At 50.2% G+C, this 26,464-nt stretch carries 27 protein-coding genes and 1 other annotated feature; of the genes, 25 read left to right on the top strand and 2 right to left on the bottom strand.

Going from position 1 to position 26,464, the window contains the following annotated elements; genetic code table 11:
- Window positions 1–63: 63 nt before the first annotated feature.
- The 13 genes from polA to DP119_RS08205 all read left to right on the top strand — a co-directional run bounded on the left by polA (window position 64) and on the right by DP119_RS08205 (window position 13,469).
- A complete protein-coding gene (polA, locus tag DP119_RS08265; RefSeq protein ID WP_205853857.1) occupies window positions 64–2,700 on the top strand; it encodes a DNA polymerase I in 2,637 nt (878 codons plus the stop codon).
- A 13-nt stretch (window positions 2,701–2,713) separates the two neighbouring features.
- Window positions 2,714–3,583, top strand: a complete 870-nt coding sequence (gene mutM, locus DP119_RS08260) for a bifunctional DNA-formamidopyrimidine glycosylase/DNA-(apurinic or apyrimidinic site) lyase (protein WP_112232626.1) — start codon at window positions 2,714–2,716, stop codon at window positions 3,581–3,583.
- A 9-nt stretch (window positions 3,584–3,592) separates the two neighbouring features.
- Window positions 3,593–4,189 (top strand): dephospho-CoA kinase, encoded by a 597-nt coding sequence (gene coaE / locus DP119_RS08255; protein ID WP_112232624.1) that lies wholly within the window; start codon window positions 3,593–3,595, stop codon window positions 4,187–4,189.
- A 110-nt stretch (window positions 4,190–4,299) separates the two neighbouring features.
- Entirely contained in the window at window positions 4,300–5,319 is a 1,020-nt protein-coding gene (locus tag DP119_RS08250) for a glyceraldehyde-3-phosphate dehydrogenase (protein ID WP_112232622.1), read from the top strand.
- Window positions 5,320–5,632: 313 nt separating this feature from the next.
- Window positions 5,633–6,016 (top strand): adenosylmethionine decarboxylase, encoded by a 384-nt coding sequence (gene speD, locus DP119_RS08245; RefSeq protein WP_068868886.1) that lies wholly within the window; start codon window positions 5,633–5,635, stop codon window positions 6,014–6,016.
- 121 nt (window positions 6,017–6,137) lie between these two features.
- Window positions 6,138–6,614, top strand: coding sequence for a transcriptional regulator NrdR (nrdR, locus tag DP119_RS08240; RefSeq protein ID WP_101190108.1), 477 nt, complete (start codon window positions 6,138–6,140; stop codon window positions 6,612–6,614).
- Between the two features lie 12 nt (window positions 6,615–6,626).
- Complete coding sequence (locus DP119_RS08235; protein WP_112232620.1) at window positions 6,627–7,997, top strand: replication initiation and membrane attachment family protein; 1,371 nt, start codon at window positions 6,627–6,629, stop codon at window positions 7,995–7,997.
- Complete coding sequence (dnaI, locus tag DP119_RS08230; RefSeq protein WP_112232618.1) at window positions 7,998–8,936, top strand: primosomal protein DnaI; 939 nt, start codon at window positions 7,998–8,000, stop codon at window positions 8,934–8,936.
- Window positions 8,937–9,692: 756 nt separating this feature from the next.
- Window positions 9,693–11,621: a threonine--tRNA ligase gene (gene thrS / locus DP119_RS08225; RefSeq protein ID WP_112232616.1), complete on the top strand. Its 1,929-nt coding sequence runs from the start codon at window positions 9,693–9,695 to the stop codon at window positions 11,619–11,621.
- 262 nt (window positions 11,622–11,883) lie between these two features.
- A complete protein-coding gene (gene infC, locus DP119_RS08220) occupies window positions 11,884–12,402 on the top strand; it encodes a translation initiation factor IF-3 (RefSeq protein WP_112232614.1) in 519 nt (172 codons plus the stop codon).
- A 28-nt stretch (window positions 12,403–12,430) separates the two neighbouring features.
- A complete protein-coding gene (gene rpmI, locus DP119_RS08215) occupies window positions 12,431–12,631 on the top strand; it encodes a 50S ribosomal protein L35 (RefSeq protein WP_068868892.1) in 201 nt (66 codons plus the stop codon).
- 125 nt (window positions 12,632–12,756) lie between these two features.
- Window positions 12,757–13,116 (top strand): 50S ribosomal protein L20, encoded by a 360-nt coding sequence (gene rplT / locus DP119_RS08210; protein WP_058381063.1) that lies wholly within the window; start codon window positions 12,757–12,759, stop codon window positions 13,114–13,116.
- 89 nt (window positions 13,117–13,205) lie between these two features.
- Window positions 13,206–13,469 (top strand): DUF1294 domain-containing protein, encoded by a 264-nt coding sequence (locus DP119_RS08205; protein WP_112232612.1) that lies wholly within the window; start codon window positions 13,206–13,208, stop codon window positions 13,467–13,469.
- Window positions 13,470–13,486: 17 nt separating this feature from the next.
- On the opposite strand, the gene DP119_RS08200 is transcribed toward DP119_RS08205, so the two are convergent.
- Window positions 13,487–13,879, bottom strand: coding sequence for a sigma-w pathway protein ysdB (locus DP119_RS08200; RefSeq protein ID WP_112232611.1), 393 nt, complete (start codon window positions 13,877–13,879; stop codon window positions 13,487–13,489).
- A gap of 88 nt (window positions 13,880–13,967) precedes the next feature.
- Here DP119_RS08200 and DP119_RS08195 point away from each other — a divergent pair, with 88 nt between their 5' ends.
- The 9 genes from DP119_RS08195 to pheT all read left to right on the top strand — a co-directional run bounded on the left by DP119_RS08195 (window position 13,968) and on the right by pheT (window position 22,823).
- Window positions 13,968–14,453, top strand: coding sequence for a dUTP diphosphatase (locus tag DP119_RS08195; RefSeq protein ID WP_112232609.1), 486 nt, complete (start codon window positions 13,968–13,970; stop codon window positions 14,451–14,453).
- A 71-nt stretch (window positions 14,454–14,524) separates the two neighbouring features.
- The gene (locus DP119_RS08190) at window positions 14,525–15,613 is read left to right on the top strand and encodes a M42 family metallopeptidase (protein ID WP_112232607.1); all 1,089 of its coding nucleotides are present in this window, start codon (window positions 14,525–14,527) and stop codon (window positions 15,611–15,613) included.
- A 267-nt stretch (window positions 15,614–15,880) separates the two neighbouring features.
- The gene (locus DP119_RS08185; RefSeq protein ID WP_112232605.1) at window positions 15,881–16,843 is read left to right on the top strand and encodes a nuclease-related domain-containing protein; all 963 of its coding nucleotides are present in this window, start codon (window positions 15,881–15,883) and stop codon (window positions 16,841–16,843) included.
- A gap of 263 nt (window positions 16,844–17,106) precedes the next feature.
- Window positions 17,107–17,310, top strand: a complete 204-nt coding sequence (locus DP119_RS08180) for a helix-turn-helix transcriptional regulator (protein WP_112232603.1) — start codon at window positions 17,107–17,109, stop codon at window positions 17,308–17,310.
- A gap of 1 nt (window position 17,311) precedes the next feature.
- Window positions 17,312–17,806: a hypothetical protein gene (locus tag DP119_RS08175; RefSeq protein WP_112232601.1), complete on the top strand. Its 495-nt coding sequence runs from the start codon at window positions 17,312–17,314 to the stop codon at window positions 17,804–17,806.
- On the top strand, window positions 17,803–18,246 hold the full coding sequence (locus DP119_RS08170; RefSeq protein ID WP_112232599.1) for a small multi-drug export protein: 444 nt from the start codon (window positions 17,803–17,805) through the stop codon (window positions 18,244–18,246). Before DP119_RS08175 ends, DP119_RS08170 begins: the two co-directional genes overlap by 4 nt.
- A gap of 52 nt (window positions 18,247–18,298) precedes the next feature.
- Window positions 18,299–19,072 carry a TrmH family RNA methyltransferase gene (locus DP119_RS08165; protein WP_112232597.1) on the top strand — a complete coding sequence of 258 codons (774 nt, stop codon included), beginning with the start codon at window positions 18,299–18,301 and terminating at the stop codon, window positions 19,070–19,072.
- A gap of 36 nt (window positions 19,073–19,108) precedes the next feature.
- Window positions 19,109–19,336 (top strand) — a binding site (T-box leader).
- Between the two features lie 37 nt (window positions 19,337–19,373).
- Window positions 19,374–20,411, top strand: coding sequence for a phenylalanine--tRNA ligase subunit alpha (gene pheS / locus DP119_RS08160; RefSeq protein WP_112232595.1), 1,038 nt, complete (start codon window positions 19,374–19,376; stop codon window positions 20,409–20,411).
- A gap of 12 nt (window positions 20,412–20,423) precedes the next feature.
- Window positions 20,424–22,823: a phenylalanine--tRNA ligase subunit beta gene (gene pheT / locus DP119_RS08155; protein ID WP_112232593.1), complete on the top strand. Its 2,400-nt coding sequence runs from the start codon at window positions 20,424–20,426 to the stop codon at window positions 22,821–22,823.
- Between the two features lie 45 nt (window positions 22,824–22,868).
- Here the strand turns inward: pheT and rnhC are convergent, their stop codons facing one another.
- Window positions 22,869–23,804: a ribonuclease HIII gene (gene rnhC / locus DP119_RS08150; protein WP_112232591.1), complete on the bottom strand. Its 936-nt coding sequence runs from the start codon at window positions 23,802–23,804 to the stop codon at window positions 22,869–22,871.
- 82 nt (window positions 23,805–23,886) lie between these two features.
- On the opposite strand from rnhC, the gene zapA reads away from it, so the two are divergent.
- From zapA to polX, 3 genes are all read left to right on the top strand, one after another.
- Entirely contained in the window at window positions 23,887–24,147 is a 261-nt protein-coding gene (zapA, locus tag DP119_RS08145; RefSeq protein WP_058381052.1) for a cell division protein ZapA, read from the top strand.
- A gap of 5 nt (window positions 24,148–24,152) precedes the next feature.
- Complete coding sequence (locus DP119_RS08140) at window positions 24,153–24,689, top strand: CvpA family protein (protein ID WP_112232589.1); 537 nt, start codon at window positions 24,153–24,155, stop codon at window positions 24,687–24,689.
- 61 nt (window positions 24,690–24,750) lie between these two features.
- Window positions 24,751–26,454 carry a DNA polymerase/3'-5' exonuclease PolX gene (gene polX / locus DP119_RS08135; protein ID WP_112232587.1) on the top strand — a complete coding sequence of 568 codons (1,704 nt, stop codon included), beginning with the start codon at window positions 24,751–24,753 and terminating at the stop codon, window positions 26,452–26,454.
- Window positions 26,455–26,464 lie beyond the last annotated feature (10 nt).

The raw sequence follows: 26,464 nt of genomic DNA, 5'->3' as shown, positions 1-26,464 counted from the left end.
TGGAGCCGTCATTTCTCTTCTATTTGCCTGCGTGGTAAAATAAAAGGAATGACGGCTTTTTTTATGGAAAGGGGTAATTTTGTGTCAAAGAAAATCTTATTGCTTGATGGCAACAGCCTGGCATACCGCGCATTTTTCGCGTTGCCATTATTGACGAACGACAACGGAGTGCACACGAATGCAGTGTATGGCTTCACGACAATGCTGCAAAAGCTACTGGAGGAAGAAAAGCCGACACATATGATGGTGGCTTTCGATGCCGGGAAAACCACATTCCGCAACGAAGCATATAAAGAATACAAAGGCGGACGGCAAAAGACCCCGCCCGAACTGTCCGAGCAATTCCCGTATTTGCGCAAGCTGCTCTCAGCATACAAGATCAAACAATACGAGCTCGACAATTACGAGGCGGATGATATCATCGGCACGCTGAGCCTTCAAGCAGAACAGGCAGGCGACCAGGTCGTCGTGGTCTCTGGCGACAAGGATTTGACGCAGCTCGCCTCGGATTCGACAGTTGTCTACATCACCCGCAAAGGCATCACCGATATCGAGAAATACACAGTGGGCCATATCCAAGAAAAATACGGCCTGACGCCGCTGCAGATTATCGACATGAAAGGCTTGATGGGCGATCCGTCCGATAACATTCCGGGGGTTCCTGGGGTCGGGGAAAAGACGGCATTGAAACTGCTCGCCAAACACGGGTCGGTTGAAGGTGTCTATGAAGCGATTGAGGAACAGAAAGGCAAAATGAAGGAAAAGCTCGTGGAAAATGAAGAGCTTGCCTATTTGTCCAAAAAGCTGGCGACGATCGAACGCCAAGCGCCTGTGGAAGTGACGATCGATGAACTCGATTACGCAGGCCCTGACCAGGACGAATTGGTGCGTATCTGGAACGAGCTCGCTTTTAAATCATTGCTGGAGAAGCTGGATTATACGGCAGAGGAAACCGAGAAGGAAGAGCTGCATTTCGAGGTGCTTGGCACAGTCGATGAGAGCCTCTTGGAAAACGGCATGGCGGTCCATCTGGAACTGTACGACGAGCATTACCATAGCTGTGATTTGCTGGGGGTTTCATTGGCGTCTGAAAAAGCGACCTATGTCATCCCGATGGAAGTGGCTGCAGCGTCGGATGCGTTGAAAGCTTGGCTCGAAGATGCAAGCGTCAAGAAGTATATGTCGGATTCCAAAGCGGCGACTGCGGCATTCCTCAGAAACGGCATCAAGATCGACGGGGTGGACTTCGATTTGATGCTGGGCGCCTATATCGTCAATCCTTCACTGAAGTATACGGACTTGGCGGATATCGTCCGTGAATACGGTTATTCGGATGTCTCGGCCAATGAGCAGGTCTACGGCAAGGGCGCGAAGAAAAAAGTCCCTGAAGCGGATGATTTGAATGAACATATGGCGAGGAAAGCGAGAGCGATCTATAATGTGCGCCCCGTGGTCGTCAAGAAGCTGGAGGAAAACGAGCAATTCGACCTGTACGATAAATTGGAACTGCCGCTCGCAAAAGTGCTTGGCCAAATGGAATCGCTCGGGGTTAAAGTGGACCGTGGGCAATTGGCTGACATGGGCGTGGAATTGAAGCGCCAGCTCGGCATGATCGAACAGGAAATCTATTCGCTCGCCGGCCACGAATTCAATATCAATTCGCCGAAACAGCTGGGCGTCATTCTTTTCGAACAGTTGGGCTTGCCGGCGATCAAAAAGACGAAAACCGGCTACTCGACTGCAGCGGATGTGCTGGAGAAATTGGAAGGCAAACACGAAATCATCCATCACATCCTGATGTATCGCCAACTGGGCAAATTGCTGTCGACGTATATTGAAGGCCTATTGAAAGAAATCCATGAAGACGGCAAGATCCATACCCGTTTCCAGCAAGCCCTGACGACGACCGGCAGGCTCAGTTCGACCAACCCGAACTTGCAAAACATCCCGGTGCGCCTGGAAGAGGGGCGCAAGATCCGTAAAGCGTTCGTCCCGTCAGAACCTGGCTGGGTGATGGTCGCAGCGGACTATTCCCAGATCGAATTGCGTGTACTCGCCCATATGTCGAAAGACGAGCGCTTGATAGAAGCGTTCAAGGCAGATCTCGACATTCATACAAAAACGGCGAGCGATGTCTTCAACGTAACATTGGAGGAAGTGACTCCGGATATGCGCCGCGCCGCCAAAGCGGTCAACTTCGGGATTGTCTACGGCATCAGCGATTACGGCTTGTCCCAAAGCCTGGACATTACCCGGAAAGAAGCGGCTGATTTCATTGAAAAGTATTTGGCCAGCTTCCCGGGCGTCCAAGGGTATATGGGTTCAATTGTCGAACAGGCGAAAAAAGACGGCTACGTCACGACGCTGATGAATCGCCGCCGCTATTTGCCGGACATCAATAGCTCGAACTTCAATTTGCGCAGTTTTGCCGAACGCACGGCGATGAACACACCGATACAAGGCAGTGCGGCCGATATCATCAAACAGGCGATGATCGAAATGGATGCCGCGATTGAGCGTGAAGGCTTGCAGTCGAGAATGCTGTTGCAAGTCCACGATGAGCTGATATTCGAAGCGCCTCCCGAAGAGCTCGATCGATTGATGAAGCTGGTCCCCGAAGTCATGGAGTCCGCAGTGGAACTGAATGTCCCGCTGAAAGTGGATATCGCGACAGGGGATACTTGGTACGATACGAAATAAGGAGGAATGTGCGATGCCGGAACTTCCGGAAGTAGAAGGGGTGGTCCGGCAAATCCGCCCTGTGTCGATCGGCAAACGCATCGTCTCTGTCGATGTGTCCGATACGATCCGAAAATCAAAGAAAGCGGGCAAAGAAGCGATCTTGAAGCGCATTGAAGCGGATGACTTTCAGGAGCGCCTGGCCGGTGCCCAAATACTCGGTGTCGAACGGCGCAGTAAATACATTTATATGACCATGAAGAATGAGCAGGAATTCCTGCTCGTCAATCATCTGGGGATGTCGGGGGCTTGGTTTTTCGTCGATAGCCTGCTGTCGATCCCGGAAGATAAGTTCAGGCGCCACGTCCATATCGTGCTGACGCTCGATGACGGCAACTTGCTGGCGTTCTCGGATATCCGGCGTTTTGGGGAAATGCGCGTATTGGAGACGGAAGCGGATTTTCCGCCACTGCTGTTGATGGCGCCGGAGCCTTTTGCCGACGGGGCACTTGAATGGTTCTTGCAGCAAGCGGAAAGCCCTAGATTCCGCAACAAGCCGATCAAGGAAGTCATCATGGACGGCACAGTCATCTCGGGCTGCGGCAATATATACGCCACAGAAGCGCTATTCCGCATGAAAATTCATCCGAAGCGCGCCGCAAGCCGCATCAGCTGTAAGCGGAAAATCGAGTTGTTCCAGGCCATTGCCGCGATTCTGCTCGAAAGCATCGAAGCAGGGGGCAGCACGATTTCCGATTACCGCAACATCAATGGGGAATCGGGCAGCATGCAGGACCGTTTCGGCATGTACGGCAAGAAGACGTGCACGGTTTGTGGAACGGAAACCAAAACTGTGAAAATCGCGAGCCGGGCGTCTGTCTATTGCCCGTCTTGCCAGAAATGAGGTATATACATGATCATCGGATTGACCGGCAGTATCGCGAGCGGCAAAAGCACCGTTTCGCAGATGCTCAAGGAATTGGGATTTCCGGTCGTTGATGCAGACCTGGTCGCCAGGCAAGTCGTTGAGCCCGGAACGGAAACACTGAACAGCATCAAGCAAGCTTTCGGCCCGGAAGTGATACGGGCTGACGGGTCGATGGACCGAGAGAAAGTCGGGGCAATCATCTTCAACGACCCGGCGAGCCGAAAAAAATTGAATGACATCATCCACCCGGCCATACGTCGGGAAATGCTTAGGCAGCGCCAGGCATTTTTGGCTGGAGGACATGAAACCGTTATCATGGACATCCCACTGCTATTCGAAAGCAAGCTCCAGCATATGGTCGACAAGATCCTGGTCGTCAGTGTGTCGGAACAAGAGCAATTAAAACGCCTCATGGAACGAAACGGATTGGCTGAACAGGAGGCAAAAGCGCGCATCGCTTCGCAATTGCCAATGAGCATCAAGGAAGACGGCGCTGATGAAGTACTGGACAACAACGGTTCCATCGATGACACAAAACGCCAATTGATGCGCATATTGGACAAGTGGCAGACACATCCGTAAAAAAGTATGCGCTTTCTTATGTTTTCAGGTTCTCTAAAACGAATAATGTGTTATACTATATATCGAATTGAAAAATATGAGTATGACTTATTTAATTGGAGGACAAATACATGACAGTTTCGATTGCAATTAACGGGTTTGGCCGCATTGGCCGTATGGTTTTCAGACAAGCGGTATTGATGGATGACGTGACAATTTCGGCGGTGAACGCCAGTTATCCGGCAGAAACACTTGCCCACTTGATTAAGTATGACACAAACCACGGTACCTTCTCCGGTGAAGTGAAAGCGGAAGAAAATGCGTTGGTTGTAAACGGAAAGCGTATCCAATTGGTCAGCGAACGCGATCCTTTGAAACTCCCATGGGATGAAATGGGCGTCGACATCGTCATCGAGGCCACAGGCAAGTTCAATTCGCGCGATAAGGCGGCACTTCATCTGGAAGCCGGCGCGAAGAAGGTCATCTTGACCGCTCCTGGTAAAAATGAGGACATCACGATCGTCATGGGCGTCAATGACGATAAATTGGATGTCGAAAAACACGACATCATCTCGAACGCCAGCTGCACGACCAATTGCCTGGCGCCTGTCGCGAAAGTGTTGAACGATGCATTCGGCATTGAAAACGGATTGATGACGACTGTCCATGCTTATACCAATGACCAAAAGAATTTGGACAACCCGCATAAGGACCTTCGCCGCGCGCGTGCCTGCGCACAATCGATCATCCCGACATCAACGGGGGCTGCCAAAGCTTTGTCATTGGTTCTTCCTGAGCTCGAAGGGAAATTGCATGGTTTGGCACTCCGCGTGCCGACGCCGAATGTCTCGCTCGTCGACCTTGTTGTCGATGTCCAGCAAGATGTCACGGTAGAGGACGTCAACCGCGCATTCACGGAAGCGTCGAAAGGGGCGCTTGCAGGAATCCTTGATCTGACGATGGAGCCGCTCGTGTCGATCGACTTCAATACGAACCCCAGTTCCGCAATCGTGGACGGCCTGACTACTATCGTCATGGGCGACCGTAAAGTGAAAGTGCTTGCTTGGTATGATAACGAATGGGGCTATTCTGCGCGCGTTGTCGACTTGATGAAAAAGGTAGCGAATTCCATGGCTGTCGCTTCAAAATAATGCAAAAAGATTCCGCTTTTCTTCTTATATGAAGAGCGGAATCTTTTTTGTTTTTTATATTGAAAAAAATTTTCTGTAGAGCATTTATTTATTGCATTTCGAAAACATTCATCATATACTATGATTCGTAGCCAAAAACGGCTGCCACTTCTCAATTTCTATTTATCTTGAAGAGCAAGGAATTAGGAGCGTATATACTTATTCTTATGGCTGCTTAAAGGGTTAGGACCTCTCTGGACTAACTTTCCCCCGTGGTAGTCAACTTTGAATATTTTGCGCAAAACCAAAATGTTATCAAAGGGGGAAACGAACCATGGAAACTATGGGACGTCACGTAATCGCAGAACTTTGGCAGTGTGATTTTGACAAATTGAACGATATGGATTATATCGAAAAGACTTTTGTTGATGCAGCACTCAAATCAGGTGCGGAAATCCGCGAAGTCGCTTTTCATAAATTTGCGCCACAAGGTGTCAGCGGCGTAGTCATCATTTCGGAATCACACCTGACTATCCACAGCTTCCCGGAACACGGATACGCGAGTGTCGATGTTTATACTTGCGGAGATCTCGATCCGACAATTGCAGCTGATTACATCGCGCAAGCTTTGGATTCAAAGCAAAGCGAAGTAACTGAAGTGCCTCGCGGCATGGGCCCAGTCGGCGCTGGTGCGACCAAGGTGTCACTGACAGTGTAACTGGCCGTTAATAACGCAAAACACAAGCAGAGGAGAAAATCCTCTGCTTTTTCTAATGTTCAGGGAATTTTTTTGTTATACTGTTACTACCAGATAGAGAATTTTCGGGGAGATGTCTACCATGAAATGTCCAGCTTGCCAGCATAACGGCACCCGCGTAGTAGATTCGCGGCCAATAGATGAAATGAAATCAATCCGCAGGCGCCGTGAATGCGAAGCATGCGGCTATCGCTTCACCACCTTCGAGAAGGTGGAGGAGATGCCGCTGATCGTCGTAAAAAAAGATGGCTCCCGTGAAGAATTCAGCCGCGAGAAAGTATTGCGCGGCTTGATCAGAGCGTGTGAAAAACGGCCAGTCTCACTCGATATGCTTGAAGGGGTCGTTTTCGATATCGAAAAAGAACTTCGCCGGAGCGGCAATCCCGAAGTGAAATCGGAAGAAGTCGGAGAACTGGTCATGAACCGCCTGGCGGATATCGACGAAGTAGCATATGTCCGCTTCGCTTCCGTCTATCGCCAGTTCAAGGACATTACGGTATTCATCGATGAACTGAAGGACCTGCTTGACCGCAATCCCGGCGACAAAGACAGCAAATAAGGCGGTGAGCATATGATGATGTACAAAGAACTCCAGCCCGCCGATTTGTACCGGATCCGCATGCCATATCCATTCTCGAATTACGACCGCCAATTGCTGACGCTTCTCTATCAGCCGATGGTCGGGTCGGATGCCATCTCCCTTTACTTGACACTATGGGCAGACGGGGAGATGCGGCCTGAGGATTCGACGCATTATACATTGATGAACACGCTCGGAAAACCGGTCAAGGCGATTTTCGAATCACGCATCCAGCTCGAAGCGATCGGCTTGTTGAGAACTTTCCGCAAAGACGGGGAAGACCGTTCCTTCATATATGAATTGTGCCCGCCGCTCGACCCGAAAACTTTTTTTGCCGATCCGCTGTTATCAATGTTCCTGTTCAGTAAGATCGGGGAATCTTCTTATCGCCGGGTCCGTGACCGTTTCCTCATCCAGGCACCGCTCACTGAAGGATATGAGGAAGTTTCCAGAACCTTTACGGATATTTTCCAGCCGGTGCACGCAAAAGCCGGTTACCCTGCAGACCAAAAAGAGCTTGAAGCACGGACTGAAGGGAAATACGAAATTGAACAGGACTTTGATTCTGCGCTGCTGCGCCAAGGGCTTTCCGAACAGCTCGTACCGAAGCGTGTGTTGACGCCGGCCATCCGCAATTACATCGTGAAACTTTCGTTCCTCTACGGTTTCGGGCCGCTCGAGATGCAAAAAGTTGTATTGCTGGCAATCGAAGATGATTACCGCTTAGATGAAGAGGGGCTGCGCAAAGCTGCTTCTGATTATTATAAAATGACCGTCACGACGACCGCGCCGAAACTCGAGCCTGCCAAAAAGACAGAACCGAAAACGCAACAACCGGCCGTACAGGAAACGCCTGTAAATAAAGAAGACGAGCTGATCGCTTATTTGGAATCGGCATCACCGATCCAAGTGCTGCGTGATATCGCAGACGGCAAAGAACCGCTGCCGGCAGATGTGCAATTGGCGAACCAACTGGTAACACAGCATGGCATGGAGCCGGCTGTGGTCAATGTGCTGCTTCAATATGTCCTGCTGCGCACGGATATGAAACTGACGAAAGCGTATGTGGAAAAAATAGCATCGCACTGGCTGAGGAAAAATGTCACGACAGCCAAGCAGGCGATGGATTTTGCGCGCATCGAACATGAGCAATACATGAAATGGAAAAACGAATCAGGCACTGCTCCGAAAAGGGCGTCATCTTCGGGGCGCAAGCCGATCCGGGAAGAAAAACTGCCTGAATGGTTCAATAAGAAAGACGAAGTGGAGCCGCCTGTGCAAGGAGCTTCCAGTGAGCAGCTCGAACAGGAAAAGCAGAAATTGCTTGCGAAGCTTGCGTTGAAGAAAAGAAAGGGTGATTAGATGGAACCGATTCGTGAAACGATGAAGCGGGTGGTCAATGCGCCCTCATTTTCCGAGCGCTATGAAGCGATGAAGAAGGAAGTGCTGGAACATCCGGGCGTCCTCAAATTCCTGAAAGAGCATGAAGAGGAAATCGACGGAGCGACAGTGGAAAAAGGGATGGGCAAGTTATACGAATATATCGACCAATCGCACGACTGCAATAAATGCCCGAACCTTGGCGGCTGTATCAATCATTTGAAGGGATTCGAACCGAATCTTGTACTGGAGCGGGGCAATATCGGCATCTCGTATACAAAATGCCGTTTGAAGACCGTTGAAGACAATAAGCGCCATGCTTCGTCATTGATCCATAGCATGTACATGCCAAAGGAAGTCATGCAGGCGCGTATTGAGAACTTCGAACTGGACGACCGGCGGCTGCCTGCTTTCCGGGCAGTCGATGAATTTCTTGAGCAAGCGTCCGGACCGGATTCGCTTCCGGAAAGAGGCTTGTACCTGTACGGGAAATTCGGCACGGGAAAATCGTATTTGTTGAGTGCAGTCGCGAATGAACTCGCGGAAATCAATGTGAAAACGGTTCTCGTGTTCGTGCCGGAATTCATGCGCGAGATGAAGCAAGCGATCGGTGACCATACGCTCCAGGAAAAAATCGAGTATGTCAAAAAAGCCGAAGTGCTGATGCTCGATGATATCGGGGCTGAAGCGATGTCGAGCTGGACGCGCGACGAAGTGCTCGGCACGATCCTTCATTACCGGATGGCGGAAAAACTGCCGACTTTCATGAGCTCGAACTTCAGCTATTCTGAACTCGCGCACCATTTGACTTATTCACAGCGCGGCGAAAAAGAAGACTTGAAGGCAGCACGCATCATGGAGCGGATCCAGGCATTGACCGTACCGGTTAAACTCGAAGGCAAAAACCGCCGAAACAAGTAAGAGAACTATTGCCTTTTGATTTTTTTCATCGTATAGTATAAATCATCAATAATGATTTACATGCAATGACAAGGACACGAACGGTTGCGCATGGCACACAGAGAGGGGAGACACGGCTGAAAGCTTCCCGGCACAGCATTTCCGTTTACCCCCTTCGAGCAGCGCCTGCGAACCCCAGTAGCAGGCGACGGTACCGGCCCGTTAGCCGATGCAGAGCTTCATTCCGCGCGCAAAAATTGTGCGGAAGAGAAGAAGGGTGGAACCACGAACAGAGCTTCGTCCCTTTTGGGATGGGGCTTTTTGTGTGGAAAAAAAGAAAAGCGGAAGCGCCTGTTCAGCTCTGACAGGCTTAAGGCGCACTGGCGAAGCGGCGCTTTCTGCCGCACAGCCAGGGTGACTTAAGACCCCGAGGAGCTTGGCGCTGAAGCTAGACACCAAGAAAAGCGAAGGCAGCCGTCAAGACCCGACAAGCACAAGACAGTTTGCTGAAGCGGCGCTCTTTGCCGCAAAAGCAAATTGGCTTGTGACCTCGAGGGTCTGGCTGCCGGAGCTAGACATCAAGAAAAGCGGAAGCTGCCGTTATGCTCCGACAGGCATAAGACGATTTGGCGAAGCGGTGTTTTTTCAACCGCACAGCCGGAGTGGCTTATGACCCGAGGAGCAGGCAGCTGAAGCTGGACATCAAGAAAACCTGAAACGCTGAATCAGACCCTGTGGTTCGCGGTTCACCCTACATCATTCAAAGGAGAGATTCATATGGCAGAAATGATTCAATTAACATTTCCAGACGGCGCAGTAAAAGAGTTCGCCAAAGGAACATCCACAGAAGAAATCGCGCAATCCATCAGCCCCGGCCTTCGAAAAAAAGCGGTAGCGGGCAAGCTTTCGGGCAAGTTGGTCGATTTGAAAGCCCCTCTCGAAGAGGATGGCGACATCGCGATCATCACGCCGGAATCCGAAGAAGCCTTGGAAGTGCTGCGCCACAGCTCAGCGCATTTGATGGCCCAAGCAGTCAAACGCCTATATCCGGATGCCAAACTTGGCGTCGGGCCGGTCATCGAAAACGGTTTTTATTACGATATCGATACGGAGTCGGCGATTACAGCTGAAGATCTCCCGGTCATCGAAAAAGAAATGAAGAAAATCATCAATGAGAATTTGGACATCGTCCGTGTGGAAGTGTCGAGAAACGAAGCGCAGCAGCGTTTTGCGGAAATCGAAGACCCTTATAAACTGGAGCTGCTCGAAGCGATCCCAGAAGATGAGCAAGTGTCCATTTACGAACAAGGCGAATTTTTCGACCTGTGCCGCGGCATCCATGTGCCATCGACTGGCAAATTGAAGGAATTCAAATTATTGAGTGTCGCAGGAGCTTACTGGCGCGGCGATAGCGACAACAAGATGCTGCAGCGAATCTATGGAACAGCATTCTTCAAGAAAGAAGAGCTGAAAGCCCATCTTGAAATGCTGGAAGAAGCGAAAGAGCGCGACCACCGCAAAATCGGCAAAGAGCTCAATTTGTTCATGAATTCCCAAAAAGTGGGCCAAGGATTGCCGATGTGGCTGCCAAAAGGCGCAACGATCCGCCGCATCATCGAACGCTATATCGTCGATAAAGAAGAGCGCATGGGCTATGACCACGTTTATACACCGGTCATGGGCAGTGTCGAATTGTACAAAACAAGCGGCCACTGGGACCACTACCAGGAAAACATGTTCCCGGTCATGAGCATGGACAATGAAGACCTTGTACTACGCCCAATGAACTGCCCGCATCATATGATGATTTATAAGCAAGGCATCCATTCCTACCGCCAATTGCCGATCCGCATCGCAGAACTGGGGCTCATGCACCGCTATGAGATGTCCGGGGCCTTGTCCGGCCTGCAGCGCGTACGCGGCATGACATTGAACGACGCCCATCTATTCGTGCGCCCGGACCAGATCAAAGAGGAATTCAAACGCGTCGTCAATCTCGTCATTGAGGTATACAAAGACTTCGATTTGAAAGATTATTCGTTCCGCGTATCGTACCGTGACCCGGAAGATAAAGAGAAGTACTACGACGATGACGCGATGTGGAATCGCGCGCAATCGATGCTGAAAGAAGCGATGGACGAACTCGGCCTCGATTATTTCGAAGCAGAAGGCGAAGCGGCGTTCTACGGGCCGAAACTCGACGTCCAAGTGAAAACTGCGCTCGGCAAAGAAGAGACTTTATCGACTGTACAGCTCGATTTCCTGTTGCCGGAGAAATTCGATTTGACGTATATCGGCGAAGACGGCAAACAGCACCGCCCGGTCGTCATTCACCGAGGTGTCGTTTCGACAATGGAGCGTTTTGTCGCCTTCCTGATCGAAGAGTACAAAGGCGCATTCCCAACTTGGCTCGCGCCGGTGCAAGTGGAGATCATCCCGGTATCGCTTGATGTGCACAGCGAATACGCAAAAGAGCTTCAGGAAAAAATGCAGCAGCATAAATTGCGCGTCGATATCGATGAGCGCGACGAAAAACTCGGCTACAAAATCCGTGAAGCACAGATGCAAAAAGTTCCGTATATGCTCGTCATCGGCGACAAGGAATTGGAAAGCGGTTCGGTCAATGTGCGCAAATACGGCGAGCAGAACTCCGAGAGCATGCCGTTTGAAGACTTCCTCAAGCTCGTCCAATCCGAACTTCGCTAAAGTGCTTGACAGTAAAAGCGCTGCGTGATATTCTTATTTAGGTTATTGAATACTTATATGTGCAAGCAGGAGCGCCCGCTTCTCACCTGATCGACCGATTGTTGGCAGGTAGACACGATTGACTTTTACATGCATCTGGCATGTGTCATATTATGGCGGGCGGACTCCTCGGGGTTCGCCCGCTTTTTGTTTGCGCCTGTGAACCGGAAGATCCGGTTTACACATTTAAGCTATTCGCGACACTACCCGGAGGTGGATCATTATTAGCAGAGACAACAATGTAAACGAAGGCATTCGTGCACGTGAATTACGGGTTATTGACCAAAATGGTGAACAGCTCGGCATCAAATCACGCAACGAGGCGCTCGAGATTGCAGCCCGTGTCAACTTGGATCTAGTGTTAGTGGCTCCTCAAGCTAAGCCGCCGGTCGCACGGATCATGGACCACGGCAAGTTCAAATTTGAACAGCAGAAAAAAGAGCGCGAAATTCGTAAAAACCAAAAGATCATCAACGTCAAAGAGGTTCGTTTGAGCCCAGGCATCGATGATCACGATTTTAACACGAAGCTCCGCAATGCCATCAAGTTCCTTGAAAAAGGCGACAAAGTGAAAGCTTCAATCCGTTTCAAAGGCCGTGCGATCACGCACAAAGAAATCGGACAACGCGTCCTTGAACGCTTCGCAGAAGAGTGCAAGGACGTCGCGACGGTTGAACAGCGCCCGAAAATGGAAGGCCGCAGCATGTTCTTGATGCTGAACCCGGTCAACGAGAAGGAATAATAGCATAATTGTTTAGGAGGAACCCGAAATGCCGAAAATGAAAAGCCACAGTGGAGCGTCTAAACGCTTCAAGAAAACTGGAACTGGTAAAGTAAAACGCAACCGTTCCCACACAAGCCACTTGTTCGCAAACAAGTCAACTAAGCAAAAACGCAAGCTCCGCAAGAGCTCATTGGTTTCTGCAGGCGACTTGAAACGCATCAAATCTTTGATCTACAACATGAAGTAAAACTAGAGAAGCGTAAATGGCCGTCAAACTCCGGCAGCTTAAGCCAGAGGAGTTGGCCGTTGAAGTCTAGACACCAACAACTACAAAAATCGAATTTTTCATATTCAAGCAGGAGGTAATTCAATATGCCACGCGTAAAAGGCGGAACAGTGACGCGCAAGCGTCGTAAAAGAGTATTAAAATTAGCTAAAGGTTATTACGGTTCTAAACACTTACTATTTAAAGTAGCGAACCAACAGGTCATGAAATCAGGTAACTATGCTTACCGTGACCGCCGCAACAAAAAACGTGATTTCCGCAAATTGTGGATCACACGCATCAACGCAGCAGCTCGTTTGAACGATATTTCATACAGCCGCTTGATGCACGGATTGAAACTTGCTGGTATCGACATCAACCGCAAAATGCTAGCTGAAATCGCTGTATCTGATGCAGCTGCTTTCACAGCGTTGGTTGATCAAGCGAAAAAAGCATCTAACAACTAATTCACACTAGGCCTAGCGCCTGGTTCGATTGAAGGAAGGCCGGCTAATTGCCGGCCTTTTTTTGTTTAAGCCGTTCGGGAGGGAAGAGAATGACCATTTTATACGCATATACGGCAACCATGTCGATATTTGCCTTTATCATGATGTGGGCAGATAAACGGCAGGCGCAAGCGCGCGGGCCGCGCATCCCGGAAAAACGCCTATGGCTTGTCGCGGCAATCGGCGGCGGCATCGGGGCATATTTGGGAATGATGCTGTTCAGGCATAAAACAAAGCATACGAATTTCCGCATCGGATTCTTTGCGTTAGCTTTGATGCAGGCCATCTTGCTTATTTGGGCCGCATCCCAATAAGGAAAAGAGGGAGAAGCTCAGGCTTCTCCCTCTTTTTTCATCAATTGTTCGATTGGGCTTTTCCAGGAGATGTCCGCATCGGGATAGTTCATACGGATCTCCTTCTCCAGGAAATGAAAATCCTCCTTGGAGAAGCCGATCAGCTTATCAGGCGTCTCGGTCCAGACGAAAATGGAGACGACATCAAATGCCTCTTTCGTGGTCCCTAGGTATTTCTCGCCTTCAAACAGGACGCCGCGCATGGCAATGAAGAAGTTCCTGCGGACGTTCCCGACATCGTCATGGAAATAATAAGTGCCGGATTCAAGCGCTGCATCGAGTTTGCGTTTCGGGTCGAAAATGAATTTGAGGAGACGGTAAAACAGGTAGATGATCAAGGCGATGATGATCAATCTGATCAAAAATGCCATCGTATTGCCCCCTTATGAAGATAGTCTTGTGTATAATACGAAACAGAAGCTTTAAAGTTTCACTATTTCATCGAAAAGGGGAAAGACTATGAACCTACAGGAATTGTTCCACATGCAGCGGGAGCTCGACCGCTATATCCAATCGAACAGGAACGTCGGGGAGTCGGTGTTCCGCAAGAAAGTGCTGGCACTTCAAGTGGAACTATCGGAGCTCGCGAATGAAACGAGATGCTTCAAGTTCTGGAGCACGAAAGGACCGTCGGATAAAAGCACCTTGTTGGAGGAATATGTCGATTGCATTCATTTCATCCTGTCGCTTGGTATTGAAAAGGGCTTCGAGTCACTTGAGCAATGGCCAGAACCGATTGGCGAACAAGACTTGACGGAGCTGTTCCTCTCTGCCCACCAGTCAATCGGACGCTTTGCAGAACAATCGTCATTCGAAGAATACGATAACTTGTGGCGGACGTTCGGGGCCTTGGCAAAAGCGCTCGGCTTCAGCTATGGGGAAGTGCTCGCGGCTTATGTAGAAAAGAACGAGATCAATTATAAGCGCCAGCAGCAAGGGTATTGAAGGAATCTTTTGATAAGGTTAGCGCTTTCATATATACTAAAAAAGCAATGACTATTTAGGAGGTCGAAATAATGTCAAAATTAGATGAAACACAACAGATGTTGAAAGAGCTTACAGACGCCAATGGCATTCCCGGCAACGAACGCCAATCACGCGAGGTCATGAAGAAATACATAGAACCATTTGCCGATACGATTGAGACCGATAATCTCGGCAGCTTGATCGCCAAAAAAGAAGGGCTAGCAGGCGGTCCGAAAATCATGGTCGCTGGCCACTTGGACGAAGTCGGCTTCATGATTTCCCAGATCGACGATAAAGGATTCCTGAAATTCCAGACAGTCGGCGGCTGGTGGAACCAGGTCATGCTTGCCCAGCGCGTGACGATCACGACGCGCAGCGGCAAAGAAATCACAGGGGTTATTGGATCTAAACCGCCACACATCCTGTCTCCGGAAGCACGCAAAAAACCCGTGGAAATCAAGGACATGTTCATCGACATCGGCGCTTCTTCACATGAAGAAGCGAAAGAATGGGGCGTAACGCCAGGCGATATGGTCACGCCGTATTTCGAATTCACGGTCATGAACAACGATAAATTACTGATGGCGAAAGCTTGGGACAACCGCATCGGCTGCGCCATTGCCATCGATGTCTTGAAAGGCTTGAAAGGCGTCGACCACCCGAACGTCGTTTACGGCGTCGGAACGGTCCAAGAAGAAGTCGGCTTGCGCGGCGCGAAAACGGCGACTTCATTCATCCAGCCGGACATCGGTTTTGCGGTGGATGTAGGCATCGCAGGGGACACGCCTGGCGTCACCTCGAAAGAATCCAACAGCAAAATGGGCGACGGCCCACAAATCCTATTGTTCGACGCATCGATGGTCTCTCACCGCGGCTTGCGTGAGTTGGTCGTCGATACAGCGGAAGAGTCAGGAATCCCGTACCAGTTCGAGACGATTGCGGGCGGCGGAACGGATGCCGGCTCGATCCACTTGACGGCAAACGGCGTGCCCGCCTTGTCGATCGGCGTTGCGACGCGCTATATCCATTCGCACGCAGGCATCCTGCACCGCGACGATTACGAAAATGCAGTGAAATTGATCATTGAAGTGATCAAGAAACTGGACAAGGACACTGTCACACGCATTACATTTGAATGAACAATGGAACCCCTTCCACTTTAGTGGAGGGGTTTTTTGTTGATTGGGAGCCGAAGTCAAATCTGCAAAAAAACGTATATATTCCGCAAATAAAATAAGGCGCTTGGCAAACAACCAGAGGAATACCGCAAATAAATCATAACGTTTTGCAAAGAACCCTAAGCATTCCGCAAGCAAATGCCCCTAAGTACCAATTTACGGTGTAAGAGGTGGCGTGAATGGCCTCGCGGAATGCTATACTTCAATTATCCTACTAGGAGGTGCTCAATGGGCAAAAAAGAAATAGCATTATTACCTGTAACAGAGTCGTTGGAGAGGCTGTTGTATCGATTGCCTGACAATCATTCGCGCCGGGAATTTATCCAAGTTGAAATTTTTAAAGCGGCTGCCGGAAGAAGAGGAGAAGAAAGGCTGCACCGAAAGATGATTGAATTCGAGACAGAGGAGCAGTCCCGGTTTCTAAAAAATGTATGCTTGTCGAGAGGGCAGTGGAAAATCCAAATGGATGGATTGTTATTGACGGAGCGCGGGGCGATTGTCATCGAATCGAAAAATATAAGCGGCCAACTTTATTTTGATGATAAAACCGAAGAATTTTCAAGAATCAATACAGAAGGCGTAAAAACTATAATGGAAGATCCGACGATCCAGTTGAACAAGCATATTCGGTTTTTGACATTGTTTTTCAAACAACAGAAAATCGATTTGCCCATTTCGGGAATGGTCGTGTTTACATCTAAACATTGTGAATTTCTCGCTAAGCCAGAGCACCACCACATCTGTAAAACTTATCAATTGATCGATTATTTATTCAACATCATTCAGGAATTCCCCCTAAAAGACAACCCTCACGATTTATCGGAAATCCAGAAACTCCTCGAGCATTTCCAGACCCCCTATGAGAGGAAACCATTGTGCCATTTATATTCAATAGAAGAAACCGAACTCCACACGGGCATCTTGTGCAAAAACTGCAAAAATCTGAGCATGACGCGGAAACATAAGAAAGGCTGGGTTTGTGCCGACTGCCAAGCGGTGGATCCGTTCGCTTTTCAACATGCAGTCCAGGAATATTTTTCCCTGGTTCATACACATCTAAGCAATAGGCAACTCCGGAAATTTTGCAAGATCGAATCGCCTTATATAACTTCCCGTTTGTTGGCCGTATATGATTTAGGGACTGCTGGCGCTTTGCGCAACCGGACATACTATTTAAAGAAAAAAGACTAACTTTTCGCGAAATGCGGAAAGCTTTTTGGGGTTATGCAAATAAATTGGTGTATTCCGCAAACAATGAATAGCATTCCGCAAATAACTTAACGAATTACGCAAATAAGCTAATATATTCGACAAACAATCCTTTATATTCCGCAAACATGTCGAAACTTCCCAATAAAATAATAGTTTCTATATTAGCTTTACTTGATAAAATGTTAAGTTTAATGTACATTATGTAATATAAACCTAACATCTTTAAAGAAAGGATGAAGCGGATGCTTAGGAACCGCGTAAAGGAACTGCGAGCACGCTATGGCTACACGCAAAGCGAGTTAGGCAAGAAAGTAGATGTGACGCGGCAGACCATCGCTTTTATTGAAAAAGGCGAGTTTTCGCCATCGATCACCCTTGCTTTGAAACTTGCTGATGCATTGCAAGTGGAAATCGGGGAATTATTTTGGCTAGAGGAGGAAGAATAGGATGAAGAAAGATTTTCGGATCACTTACCCTTTATGGAATATGGCGTTCATTTTAATACTCGCTGTCATGGCGGTTGGGTTCACTTCAAGCTTCGTCAATGTCACGAAGACTGATTCGAGCTTGAGCATCGAAATGCAAGCGGTGGAAGGGTTCTTGCTGTTCGCGGCATTGATCGCGTATTTAGTATTAACCACCATCTATTTGATTGCTTTGCAAGCGTACAACCGAAAAAATCCAGGCAAGAAAATTTCTCCATTTTCAATGCGCCCTCCTGAATACATGGAAGAAGACGAAGGAATGACGTTCATCACAAGAAAAGCGGTGCAGAAAGTGTATACATTCATCACCTGGACATTGCCGCTCTTTGCATTGATCGTGATGCTGTTCCCGATCCCGCGGCTCTTTATCGTCTGGGGAATCCTCGCGCTCGCATTCGGCCAGAACCTGATTTACTATTTGGAGATGCGCAGGCATCTGAAGGAGGCGGCTGAATGATTTATGAATACGCATTAATATTCCTCGGGGCGGCGATCCCGTGGTTTGAAATCGCGCTCGTCATCCCGCTCGGCATCGTCTGGGGCTTGTCGCCGGCGTGGGTCATGATCACGGCATTTGTAGGGAATCTGCTGACGGTACTGCTGCTCATCGTCGGCTTTGACAAATTCCGCGTCTGGTATGACAAGCGGCAGGAAGCGAAAGGCAAGGAGCCGTCGAAGAAAAACGAACGCGCGGTGCGCATCTGGAACAAATACGGGCTGCCGGGGCTGTCGCTTTTAGGGCCAATCTTGATCGGCACGCATATCGCCGCGTTCATCGGCATGACCTTAGGTGCGACGAAACGCAATACGACTGTCTGGATGGTCATCAGCATCGGGGCCTGGACGCTTGCGTTCGGGGTTTTGACAGCACTTGGCTTTGATTTCTTTACTGCGTAAAACGGCCCTATGCTATACTGGAGCTATTCTGAAAAAAAGTGGTGAACGTATTATGAAACGAATTGAATCATTGCAGAACTCGCTCGTCAAACATTGGAAGAAACTGAGCACGACCCGGAAAGAGCGCGATAAATTTGGGGAATTCCTCATCGAAGGTTTCCATTTGACGGAAGAGGCATTGAACAAGAAAGAAGGCATAAAAGGCTTGATCGTCCGCGAAGGCACGGATATCCCGGATGCTTGGGATATCGAAGGCCTCACGCTTTATGTGGTGACCGCACAGATTGCAAAAGAAATTGCGGAGACCGAGCATACGCAAGGCATTTTCGCGCATTGTGCGCAGCCGGAGTATGATCTATCCGTGCAGGAGCAATGGCAGACGCTGCTCTTGATCGACGCCGTGCAGGACCCGGGTAATGTCGGTACGATGATCCGCACAGCTGCAGCTGCCGGAATCGATGCGGTCGTTCTCGGAAAAGGATCGGCGGATGCGTACAATCCGAAAACGGTCCGTTCGGCGCAAGGCGCGCATTTCCAGGTGCCGATCGTCAAAGGCGACTTATTCGACTGGGTCGAAAGCTTGAAGAGACGCAGCATCCCGGTTTACGGCACGGCGCTTTACCAATCGGTGCCGATGTACGAGGCGGAGTCGAAAGAGCGTTTTGCGCTCATCGTCGGAAATGAAGGAAGCGGCGTCGAGCCGCAGTTACTCGAGCAGACTGACCAGAATCTGATGGTGCCGCTATACGGCCCGGCAGAATCATTGAACGTGGCCGTAGCGACTGGAATCCTGTTATACAGCCTTGTTCCGAAAACTGGTGTTTGATTAACGGGGGGAAGTTCATTATAATAGAAGAGAAATAAACAAGCGTTGACCGGGAAAAGTACCTTGTTCCCCTGCATCCAAGGAAGTCCGCCCTCGACTGAAAGCGCGGATATGCAGGGCCATCGGAAGTTCACCCCGCGAGCTGCCAGACGGGGACCGGCCGAGTGCCGTAAAGTCTGGCCGGTGATGAGCCGTTATTCAATGAAGTGATCGCCTGCGTGCGATAACTAGGGTGGTACCGCGAATCAATGCCTCGTCCCTTTTTGGGGCGGGGCTTTTTTATGTTCAAGGAGGAGAGAAAATGGAAGCAAGATTGCAGGAATTGAAAAATGAAGCCTTGGAGAAAATCCAGGCGGCGCAAACGGTCAAGGAATTGACGGACGTGCGCGTAGCGTATTTAGGGAAAAAAGGGCCGATCACCGATGTCTTGAAAGGCATGGGCAAATTGCCGGCGGAAGAACGCCCAAAAATGGGCGCGCTTGCAAACGAAGTGCGTGCGGAAGTGACAGAATCACTCGATGCCCGCATGGTCATTTTGGAAGAGCAGGCAATCAACGAAAAGCTGCAAAGCGAAACGATCGATATTTCCTTGCCAGGGCGCCCGGCGAAGACAGGCAATCCGCATCCCTTGACGCGCGTCGTCGAAGAAATCGAAGACCTGTTCCTATCGATGGGCTACGAAATCGCAGAAGGCCCGGAAGTCGAGAAGGATTATTATAATTTCGAAGCGCTCAATTTGCCGAAAGGCCATCCGGCACGCGATATGCAGGATTCCTTCTATATAACAGAAGACATCTTGCTGCGCACGCACACTTCACCGGTGCAGGCACGCACGATGGAAGCGAAAGGCGGAGAGCCGATCAAGATCATCTGCCCGGGCAAAGTCTACCGCCGCGATAACGATGACGCGACGCATTCGCATCAATTCACGCAAATCGAAGGGCTCGTGGTCGGCGAGGATATCCGCATGAGCGACCTAAAAGGGACCTTGTCCGTCTTCGCCAAGAAGATGTTCGGCGAAGACCGCGAAATCCGACTGCGCCCGAGCTTCTTCCCGTTCACGGAGCCTTCCGTTGAAATGGATATTTCCTGCTTCAAATGCGGCGGGTCTGGCTGCAATGTCTGCAAAAAGACCGGCTGGATCGAAATTCTCGGCGCCGGCATGGTGCATCCGAACGTTCTGGAAATGGCCGGCTATGATTCGAAGCGCCTTACAGGGTTCGCATTCGGCATGGGGCCGGAGCGCATTGCGATGCTGAAATACGGCATCGAGGACATCCGCCATTTCTACACGAACGACGTGCGTTTCTTGACGCAATTTCAACGGACGGAACTTTAAGGAGGAACATTCATGTTAGTATCGACAAAATGGTTGAAAGAATACGTAAATACACAAGATTTGCCCCCTGCGGAACTCGGGGAGAAAATCACGCGCGCAGGTATCGAAGTCGACGCGGTAATCGACCGTTCGGAAGGATTAGCGAATTTGGTCGTCGGTTATGTGACGGATTGCGTGAAGCATCCGGAAGCCGATAAACTGTCAATCTGCCAAGTGGATGTCGGCGGCGGGGAAATCGACCAGATCATCTGCGGCGCACCGAATATCGCCAAAGGGCAAACGGTCATCGTGGCACGTCCGGGCGCAAAGCTTCCGGGCGGCATGAAGATCAAAAAAGCGAAGCTGCGCGGAGAAGTGTCGAACGGCATGATCTGCTCGCTTCAGGAGCTCGGCATTGAAACGAAACTCGTGCCGAAAAGCTATGCGGAAGGGATTTATGTCTTGCCTGAAAAAGCGGAGCCGGGTACAGATGTGCTGTCTTACCTGGACTTGGACGATACGGTCCTTGAACTTGGCCTCACGCCGAACCGTGCGGATGCGATGAGCATGCTCGGTGTCGCTTATGAAGTCGGCGCAATTTTAGAAGAAGAGGTTAGCTTGCCGGAAATCGAATACGCTGAAGCGGCAGACGCTGCGGAAAGCATGCTGTCGCTCGAAGTGGATGCACCAGAAGCGAACCCCCTGTATGTCGCGAAAGTCGTGCGCAACGTCAAAGTGAAGGAATCACCGCTTTGGCTGCAGCAGCGTTTGATGGCGGCCGGCGTCCGCCCGCATAATAATGTCGTCGATGTGACGAACTATATTTTGATGGAATACGGCCAGCCGCTTCATGCGTTTGATTACGATTCACTGGGGACAGGCAATATCACCGTCCGCCAGGCAAAAGAAGGCGAAAAGATCACAACCCTTGACGATACCGAGCGTACGTTATCGGCTCATCACTTGGTCATCACCAACGGGAAAGACCCTGTCGCGCTTGCCGGCGTAATGGGCGGTGCGAATTCGGAAGTGAGCGATGAGACGACAACGGTCGTCATCGAATCGGCTTATTTCGCTTCAGATTCGATCCGCCGTACATCGAAAGACCATAATTTGAGAAGTGACGCGAGCTCGCGCTACGAAAAGGGCGTCGACCCGAACCGCGTCATCCCGGCTGCAGAGCGCGCTGCCCAATTGCTGGCACAGCTTGCGGACGGGGAAGTGCTCAAAGGCTCGCTCGTATTCGACCAGCTCGATAAGCAAGAGCGCATTGTCAAAGTTTCACCTGACTTCATCAATAGCCGCCTCGGCATGAAGATCCGGCTTGAGGACATGCTTGATATCCTCAGCCGCTTGAAGTTCAAGACAGAAGCGGTGAACAACCAATTGATTATTGAAGTGCCGACGCGCCGGCAGGATATCCAGATCGAAGAGGACGTCGTGGAAGAAATCGCACGTCTTTACGGTTATGACGAGATTCCGGCAACATTGCCGCGCACTGATGCCACACCTGGCGGATTGAGCCCTTACCAGGCGAAACGCCGCATCGCGCGCCATTTCCTTGAAGGGGCTGGCCTGCTTCAGGCTACAACCTATTCACTGACTTCGGAAGCCGCAGCTACGCAATTTGCGCTGGAGCCGACGGAAACGACGCGCCTGTTGATGCCGATGAGCGAAGAGCGCAGCATTCTCCGCCAGAGCCTGTTGCCTCATTTGCTCGAATCGCTTTCGTATAACACGGCACGCCGCACTGATTCGGCCGCTTTATATGAAACAGGTTCGGTATTCTTGAAAGGCCAGGATGAACTGCTCGATGAACAAGAGCATTTGGCGATCGTCATGACAGGATTGTGGCTCGACCACAGCTGGCAGGGCGAAAAGAAAGCTGTCGACTTTTTCGTGGCAAAAGGCATCGTGGAAGGGCTTGCTGACAAGCTGGGTCTTGAATTATCGTTCGAACGCGGTGAAATGGACGGCTTGCATCCGGGCAGAACCGCTTTCGTCCTGCTCGATGGCAAGCGCATCGGCGTGATCGGCGCATTGCACCCGTCCGAGCAGAAGAAGCGTGATTTGAAAGAAACGATCGTTGTGGAATTGAACTTGGCGACTTTGCTGACCCGCGAAACGGAAGCGCTCGTCTATACACAAGTATCCCGCTACCCGACGATTTCACGCGACATCGCCCTGGTCCTCTCGAAGATCGTGGAGGCCCAGACGATTGAAGACGTCATCCGCAAAGCGGGAGGCAAGCTATTGAAAGATGTCCGCGTCTTCGACCTCTACGAAGGCGAGCGGATGGAAGAAGGCAAGAAATCCTTGGCGTTCTCGCTAAGATATTTCGATCCGGAGAAAACACTGACCGATGAAGAAGTGAACGCAGCGCATGAGAAAATCATCAAAGCGCTCACGGAATCAGGGGCGGAACTCCGTTAAAACCGAAAAGCTGTCTTGGGCCCATGAAGGCCCAAGACAGCTTTTTTAGTAGCGCTTTTTCTTCGCTGCTAAAGCATGCGCTTTTTTCGTATTGGCAAAATGGGCTTTCGTGATGCTTTTCAGGAACGCTTCTCCGCGCGACAAAAGGATCTTTGCCGCTACTTCGTCGACAATCGCGCCGGCGCCTTTTGGCAAGGCCACGCCGGCGACCGTGCTGAGCCGATCCATTTCCTCAAGGAAAGCAACGCGCGCAATGATCGACGCGCAGGCAACCGATACATGGAGGTTTTCCGCTTTTGTCGAAAACAGCACATTCTCGCGGATGATTTCCGGTTCTTTGGCGATATGCTTATAGTAGATGTTGCGCTCAGCGAATTGGTCGATCAGGATCGCTTCCGGTTTTTCGGGTGCCATCTTCCGCAACACATGCTTCAGTGCCTGGTTGTGGAGCAATGCCTTGATCTTGCCTTGCGACCAGCCCTGCGCCTGCACTTGGTTGTATTTCTCATTATTCAAGGCCAGCACGCTATGGGTGAAAGCCGCTTTCAAGTCAGGTGCTATTTTCCGCATATAATCATCCGTCAATTGCTTGGAATCCTTGACGCCGAGTTCCTTGGCGAGCTCGACTTGCTGTGCGGGGACAAAGCAGGCAGCGACGGTGATCGGGCCGAAAAAATCGCCGGTGCCCGTTTCATCGGAGCCGAGCACGGAACGTTTGGCGAAATCGGGAGGCAATCGATCGCCTTTTGCTGTTGCCGCTTTTTCCTTGGCACTGTCGGCAACGCCCCATTTAGCCGTTTCGCGCTCGGCGCCTGCGCCCTGGAACATGACTTTTCCGGAGCTGTAGACAGTGATCATCGCATCCGGCAGTTTAGCTGCAAAGCGGGCATGGGGATTCTTGGTGGTTATTTCTTTATTTTGGTAATGGGCAATCAGCCGTTTCAAGGCTTCTTCCGGCAGTTTCAAGACGCTATTGGTCATTGGGAGTCCCCTTTCTTATGATTCACAATCCGCTCGTGTTCGTGTTATGATGGTCTATAGAATTCCAAAGGGGGAACGCGCATTGCAAGAGCAGCATAAAATTCGCACTGTCGTTGATATATATGGCCATACATATAAGATGCTCGGTACTGAGACATCCGGCCATATGAGGCTTGTCGCTTCCATGGTCGATAGCAAGATGCGGGAGATCAACGCCGCCAATCCATCGCTTGACCAGGCGAAACTAGCCGTATTGACCGCGGTAAATGCGACACATGAATATCTTAAACTGAAAGAGCAGCTAGAACAAATGGAAATTGAATTGAATAACTTGAAGGGCTGACGGATATGCTTGATTTAATTTTATTGGTATTGCTTTTGGCGGGCATTTTGGTCGGCTTCAAGCGAGGGCTTGTGCTGCAGTTCCTGCACATGGTCGGCTTCGTCGTCGCGCTGATTGTCGCCTACACGTATTATAAGCCGCTGTCGGAAAACTTTGTGTTATGGGTGCCATACCCGACAGTCGATGAAAGCTCGCGATTTGCGATCGCTGTCGAACAATTGAATTTGGATGAAACTTTCTATCAATTATTGGCTTTCGCACTTATTTTCTTTGTGGTGAAATTTTTGTTGACGTTGATCGCTTCGATGTTCGATTTCATCAAATACATACCGGTGCTCGGTTTCCTGAGCCGGATTTTCGGTGCGGTCCTCGGGCTCATCGAAGCGCATATCCTGTTGTTCATCGGCTTGTATGTATTTGCGCTATTGCCGATCGATGTGATCCAAAACCAAATCGAAAACTCCGGGATCGCCCGTGCCATCCTGGAACACACGCCTTATTTCTCTGAGAAAGTGAAGGAATGGTGGTATATTTATATGTAGTAGGAACTTCTCTCTTACGAGGGAAGTTTTTTTATGAACCGATTAGGGAGGTTTGTTTCGCATGAATAAAAAGATCATTATCCGCACATTGGAAAATATCGCGTTATATATGGAATTAAAAGGGGACAACCCATTTAAAGTATCGGCTTTCCGTAAAGCCGCCCAAGCGCTTGAACTCGACCAGCGCAGCCTGGACGAGATAGAAGATGTCACGAAGCTGAAAGGTATCGGGAAAGGGACAGGTGATGTCATCACGGAATTGCTTACTGACGGTAAATCGTCTGTCCTCGAAGAGCTTCAGGAAGAAGTGCCGAAAGGGCTTGTGCCGATGCTCAAGCTCCAAGGGCTCGGCGGCAAGAAAATTGCCAAACTCTATAAAGAACTCGGCGTGGATTCAATGGAATCCTTGAAGCAGGCGTGCATCGATGGACGTGTCCAAGCGCTTCCTGGATTCGGAGCGAAATCCGAAGAGAAAATCCTGCTTGAGCTGGAGAATTTCGAAACCGATCCGGGACGCCACCCGATCTGGAAAACGGAAGAAACGGTGGCATTCATCGAGAACTTATTGACGACAATTTCCGAAGTGGCAAAATTTTCGGTTGCCGGAAGCTTCCGCCGAACGAAAGAAACGAGCAAAGACCTCGACTTTATCGTGGCGACCGATAAACCGGCAAAAGTGAAAGAACAGCTGCTCGCCGGTTTGCCTGTAAAAGAAACCATCGCATCAGGCGACACGAAAGTCTCTGTTGCAGTGGAAGTGGTCGAGCCGATCGACGTCGATTTCCGCCTCGTCGCACCGGAAGAATTCGCGACAGCGCTGCATCATTTCACCGGCTCGAAAGACCATAATGTCCGCATGCGCCAATTGGCCAAAGCGAAAAAAGAGAAAATCAGCGAATACGGCGTGGAACAGGAAGACGGTTCTGTCTTGGCCTTCGATTCAGAAGAGGCATTTTTTGCCCATTTCGATTTGCCGTTCATCCCACCGACCGTACGCGAAGATGGCCGTGAAATCGACCGAATTGACGAATTGCCGTCGCTCGTCTCGCTCGACGATATCCGCGGCGACTTGCATATGCACACAACCTGGTCAGACGGGGCACATTCGATTGATGAAATGATCAACGCATGCCGCGAGCGCGGTTACGAATACATGGCCATCACTGACCACTCTCAGTACTTAAAAGTCGCGAACGGCTTGACGCCTGAGCGCTTGATTGAACAGAACGGGAAATTGCGTGAAGCCAATAAACGCCACGACGGCATCGAAGTGATGTCGGGAACGGAAATGGACATCTTGCCGGACGGCAGTTTGGATTTTGGCGACGAAGTGCTCGCGCAATTGGATTTCGTCATCGCGAGCATCCATTCGAGTTTCCAACAGCCGCAAGAACAGATCATGGCGCGCATCTTGACTGCAATGAAAAACCCATATGTCCATATGATCGCGCATCCGACCGGCCGCATCGTCGGAAAACGCGACGGCTATGATCCGGACGTTGAACAAATCCTCGATTGGGCAAAAGAATATGGCAAGATCGTGGAATTGAATGCGAGCCCATATCGCCTCGACCTCGCCGTGGAATGGCTGGTCATGGCACAGGAAAAAGGCGTGCCGGTCGCCATCAATACCGATGCCCATGCAATCGAAGGGCTGGATGTCATGTCAACAGGCGTCCGCCACGCACAGAAAGCATGGCTGAAAAAAGACAATGTGGTCAATACATGGCCGCTTGAGAAGCTAAGAGATTTCCTGAAACGATAAAGGAGGAGTT

Origin of the sequence: Planococcus maitriensis, assembly GCF_003289925.1 — a bacterium.
Taxonomy (GTDB): domain Bacteria; phylum Bacillota; class Bacilli; order Bacillales_A; family Planococcaceae; genus Planococcus; species Planococcus maitriensis.
The sequence above is the reverse complement of the archived record's forward strand: the minus strand, read 5'-3'. Positions and strand labels throughout refer to the sequence as shown.

What these genes read in the sequence shown, in the direction of transcription:
- polA (WP_205853857.1), top strand. Translation starts at nt 64, where the DNA reads ATGGAAAGGGGTAATTTTGTGTCAAAGAAAATCTTATTGCTTGATGGC.
- mutM (WP_112232626.1), top strand. Translation starts at nt 2,714, where the DNA reads ATGCCGGAACTTCCGGAAGTAGAAGGGGTGGTCCGGCAAATCCGCCCT.
- coaE (WP_112232624.1), top strand. Translation starts at nt 3,593, where the DNA reads ATGATCATCGGATTGACCGGCAGTATCGCGAGCGGCAAAAGCACCGTT.
- DP119_RS08250 (WP_112232622.1), top strand. Translation starts at nt 4,300, where the DNA reads ATGACAGTTTCGATTGCAATTAACGGGTTTGGCCGCATTGGCCGTATG.
- speD (WP_068868886.1), top strand. Translation starts at nt 5,633, where the DNA reads ATGGAAACTATGGGACGTCACGTAATCGCAGAACTTTGGCAGTGTGAT.
- nrdR (WP_101190108.1), top strand. Translation starts at nt 6,138, where the DNA reads ATGAAATGTCCAGCTTGCCAGCATAACGGCACCCGCGTAGTAGATTCG.
- DP119_RS08235 (WP_112232620.1), top strand. Translation starts at nt 6,627, where the DNA reads ATGATGATGTACAAAGAACTCCAGCCCGCCGATTTGTACCGGATCCGC.
- dnaI (WP_112232618.1), top strand. Translation starts at nt 7,998, where the DNA reads ATGGAACCGATTCGTGAAACGATGAAGCGGGTGGTCAATGCGCCCTCA.
- thrS (WP_112232616.1), top strand. Translation starts at nt 9,693, where the DNA reads ATGGCAGAAATGATTCAATTAACATTTCCAGACGGCGCAGTAAAAGAG.
- rpmI (WP_068868892.1), top strand. Translation starts at nt 12,431, where the DNA reads ATGCCGAAAATGAAAAGCCACAGTGGAGCGTCTAAACGCTTCAAGAAA.
- rplT (WP_058381063.1), top strand. Translation starts at nt 12,757, where the DNA reads ATGCCACGCGTAAAAGGCGGAACAGTGACGCGCAAGCGTCGTAAAAGA.
- DP119_RS08205 (WP_112232612.1), top strand. Translation starts at nt 13,206, where the DNA reads ATGACCATTTTATACGCATATACGGCAACCATGTCGATATTTGCCTTT.
- DP119_RS08200 (WP_112232611.1), bottom strand. Translation starts at nt 13,879, where the DNA reads ATGGCATTTTTGATCAGATTGATCATCATCGCCTTGATCATCTACCTG.
- DP119_RS08195 (WP_112232609.1), top strand. Translation starts at nt 13,968, where the DNA reads ATGAACCTACAGGAATTGTTCCACATGCAGCGGGAGCTCGACCGCTAT.
- DP119_RS08190 (WP_112232607.1), top strand. Translation starts at nt 14,525, where the DNA reads ATGTCAAAATTAGATGAAACACAACAGATGTTGAAAGAGCTTACAGAC.
- DP119_RS08185 (WP_112232605.1), top strand. Translation starts at nt 15,881, where the DNA reads ATGGGCAAAAAAGAAATAGCATTATTACCTGTAACAGAGTCGTTGGAG.
- DP119_RS08180 (WP_112232603.1), top strand. Translation starts at nt 17,107, where the DNA reads ATGCTTAGGAACCGCGTAAAGGAACTGCGAGCACGCTATGGCTACACG.
- DP119_RS08175 (WP_112232601.1), top strand. Translation starts at nt 17,312, where the DNA reads ATGAAGAAAGATTTTCGGATCACTTACCCTTTATGGAATATGGCGTTC.
- DP119_RS08170 (WP_112232599.1), top strand. Translation starts at nt 17,803, where the DNA reads ATGATTTATGAATACGCATTAATATTCCTCGGGGCGGCGATCCCGTGG.
- DP119_RS08165 (WP_112232597.1), top strand. Translation starts at nt 18,299, where the DNA reads ATGAAACGAATTGAATCATTGCAGAACTCGCTCGTCAAACATTGGAAG.
- pheS (WP_112232595.1), top strand. Translation starts at nt 19,374, where the DNA reads ATGGAAGCAAGATTGCAGGAATTGAAAAATGAAGCCTTGGAGAAAATC.
- pheT (WP_112232593.1), top strand. Translation starts at nt 20,424, where the DNA reads ATGTTAGTATCGACAAAATGGTTGAAAGAATACGTAAATACACAAGAT.
- rnhC (WP_112232591.1), bottom strand. Translation starts at nt 23,804, where the DNA reads ATGACCAATAGCGTCTTGAAACTGCCGGAAGAAGCCTTGAAACGGCTG.
- DP119_RS08140 (WP_112232589.1), top strand. Translation starts at nt 24,153, where the DNA reads ATGCTTGATTTAATTTTATTGGTATTGCTTTTGGCGGGCATTTTGGTC.
- polX (WP_112232587.1), top strand. Translation starts at nt 24,751, where the DNA reads ATGAATAAAAAGATCATTATCCGCACATTGGAAAATATCGCGTTATAT.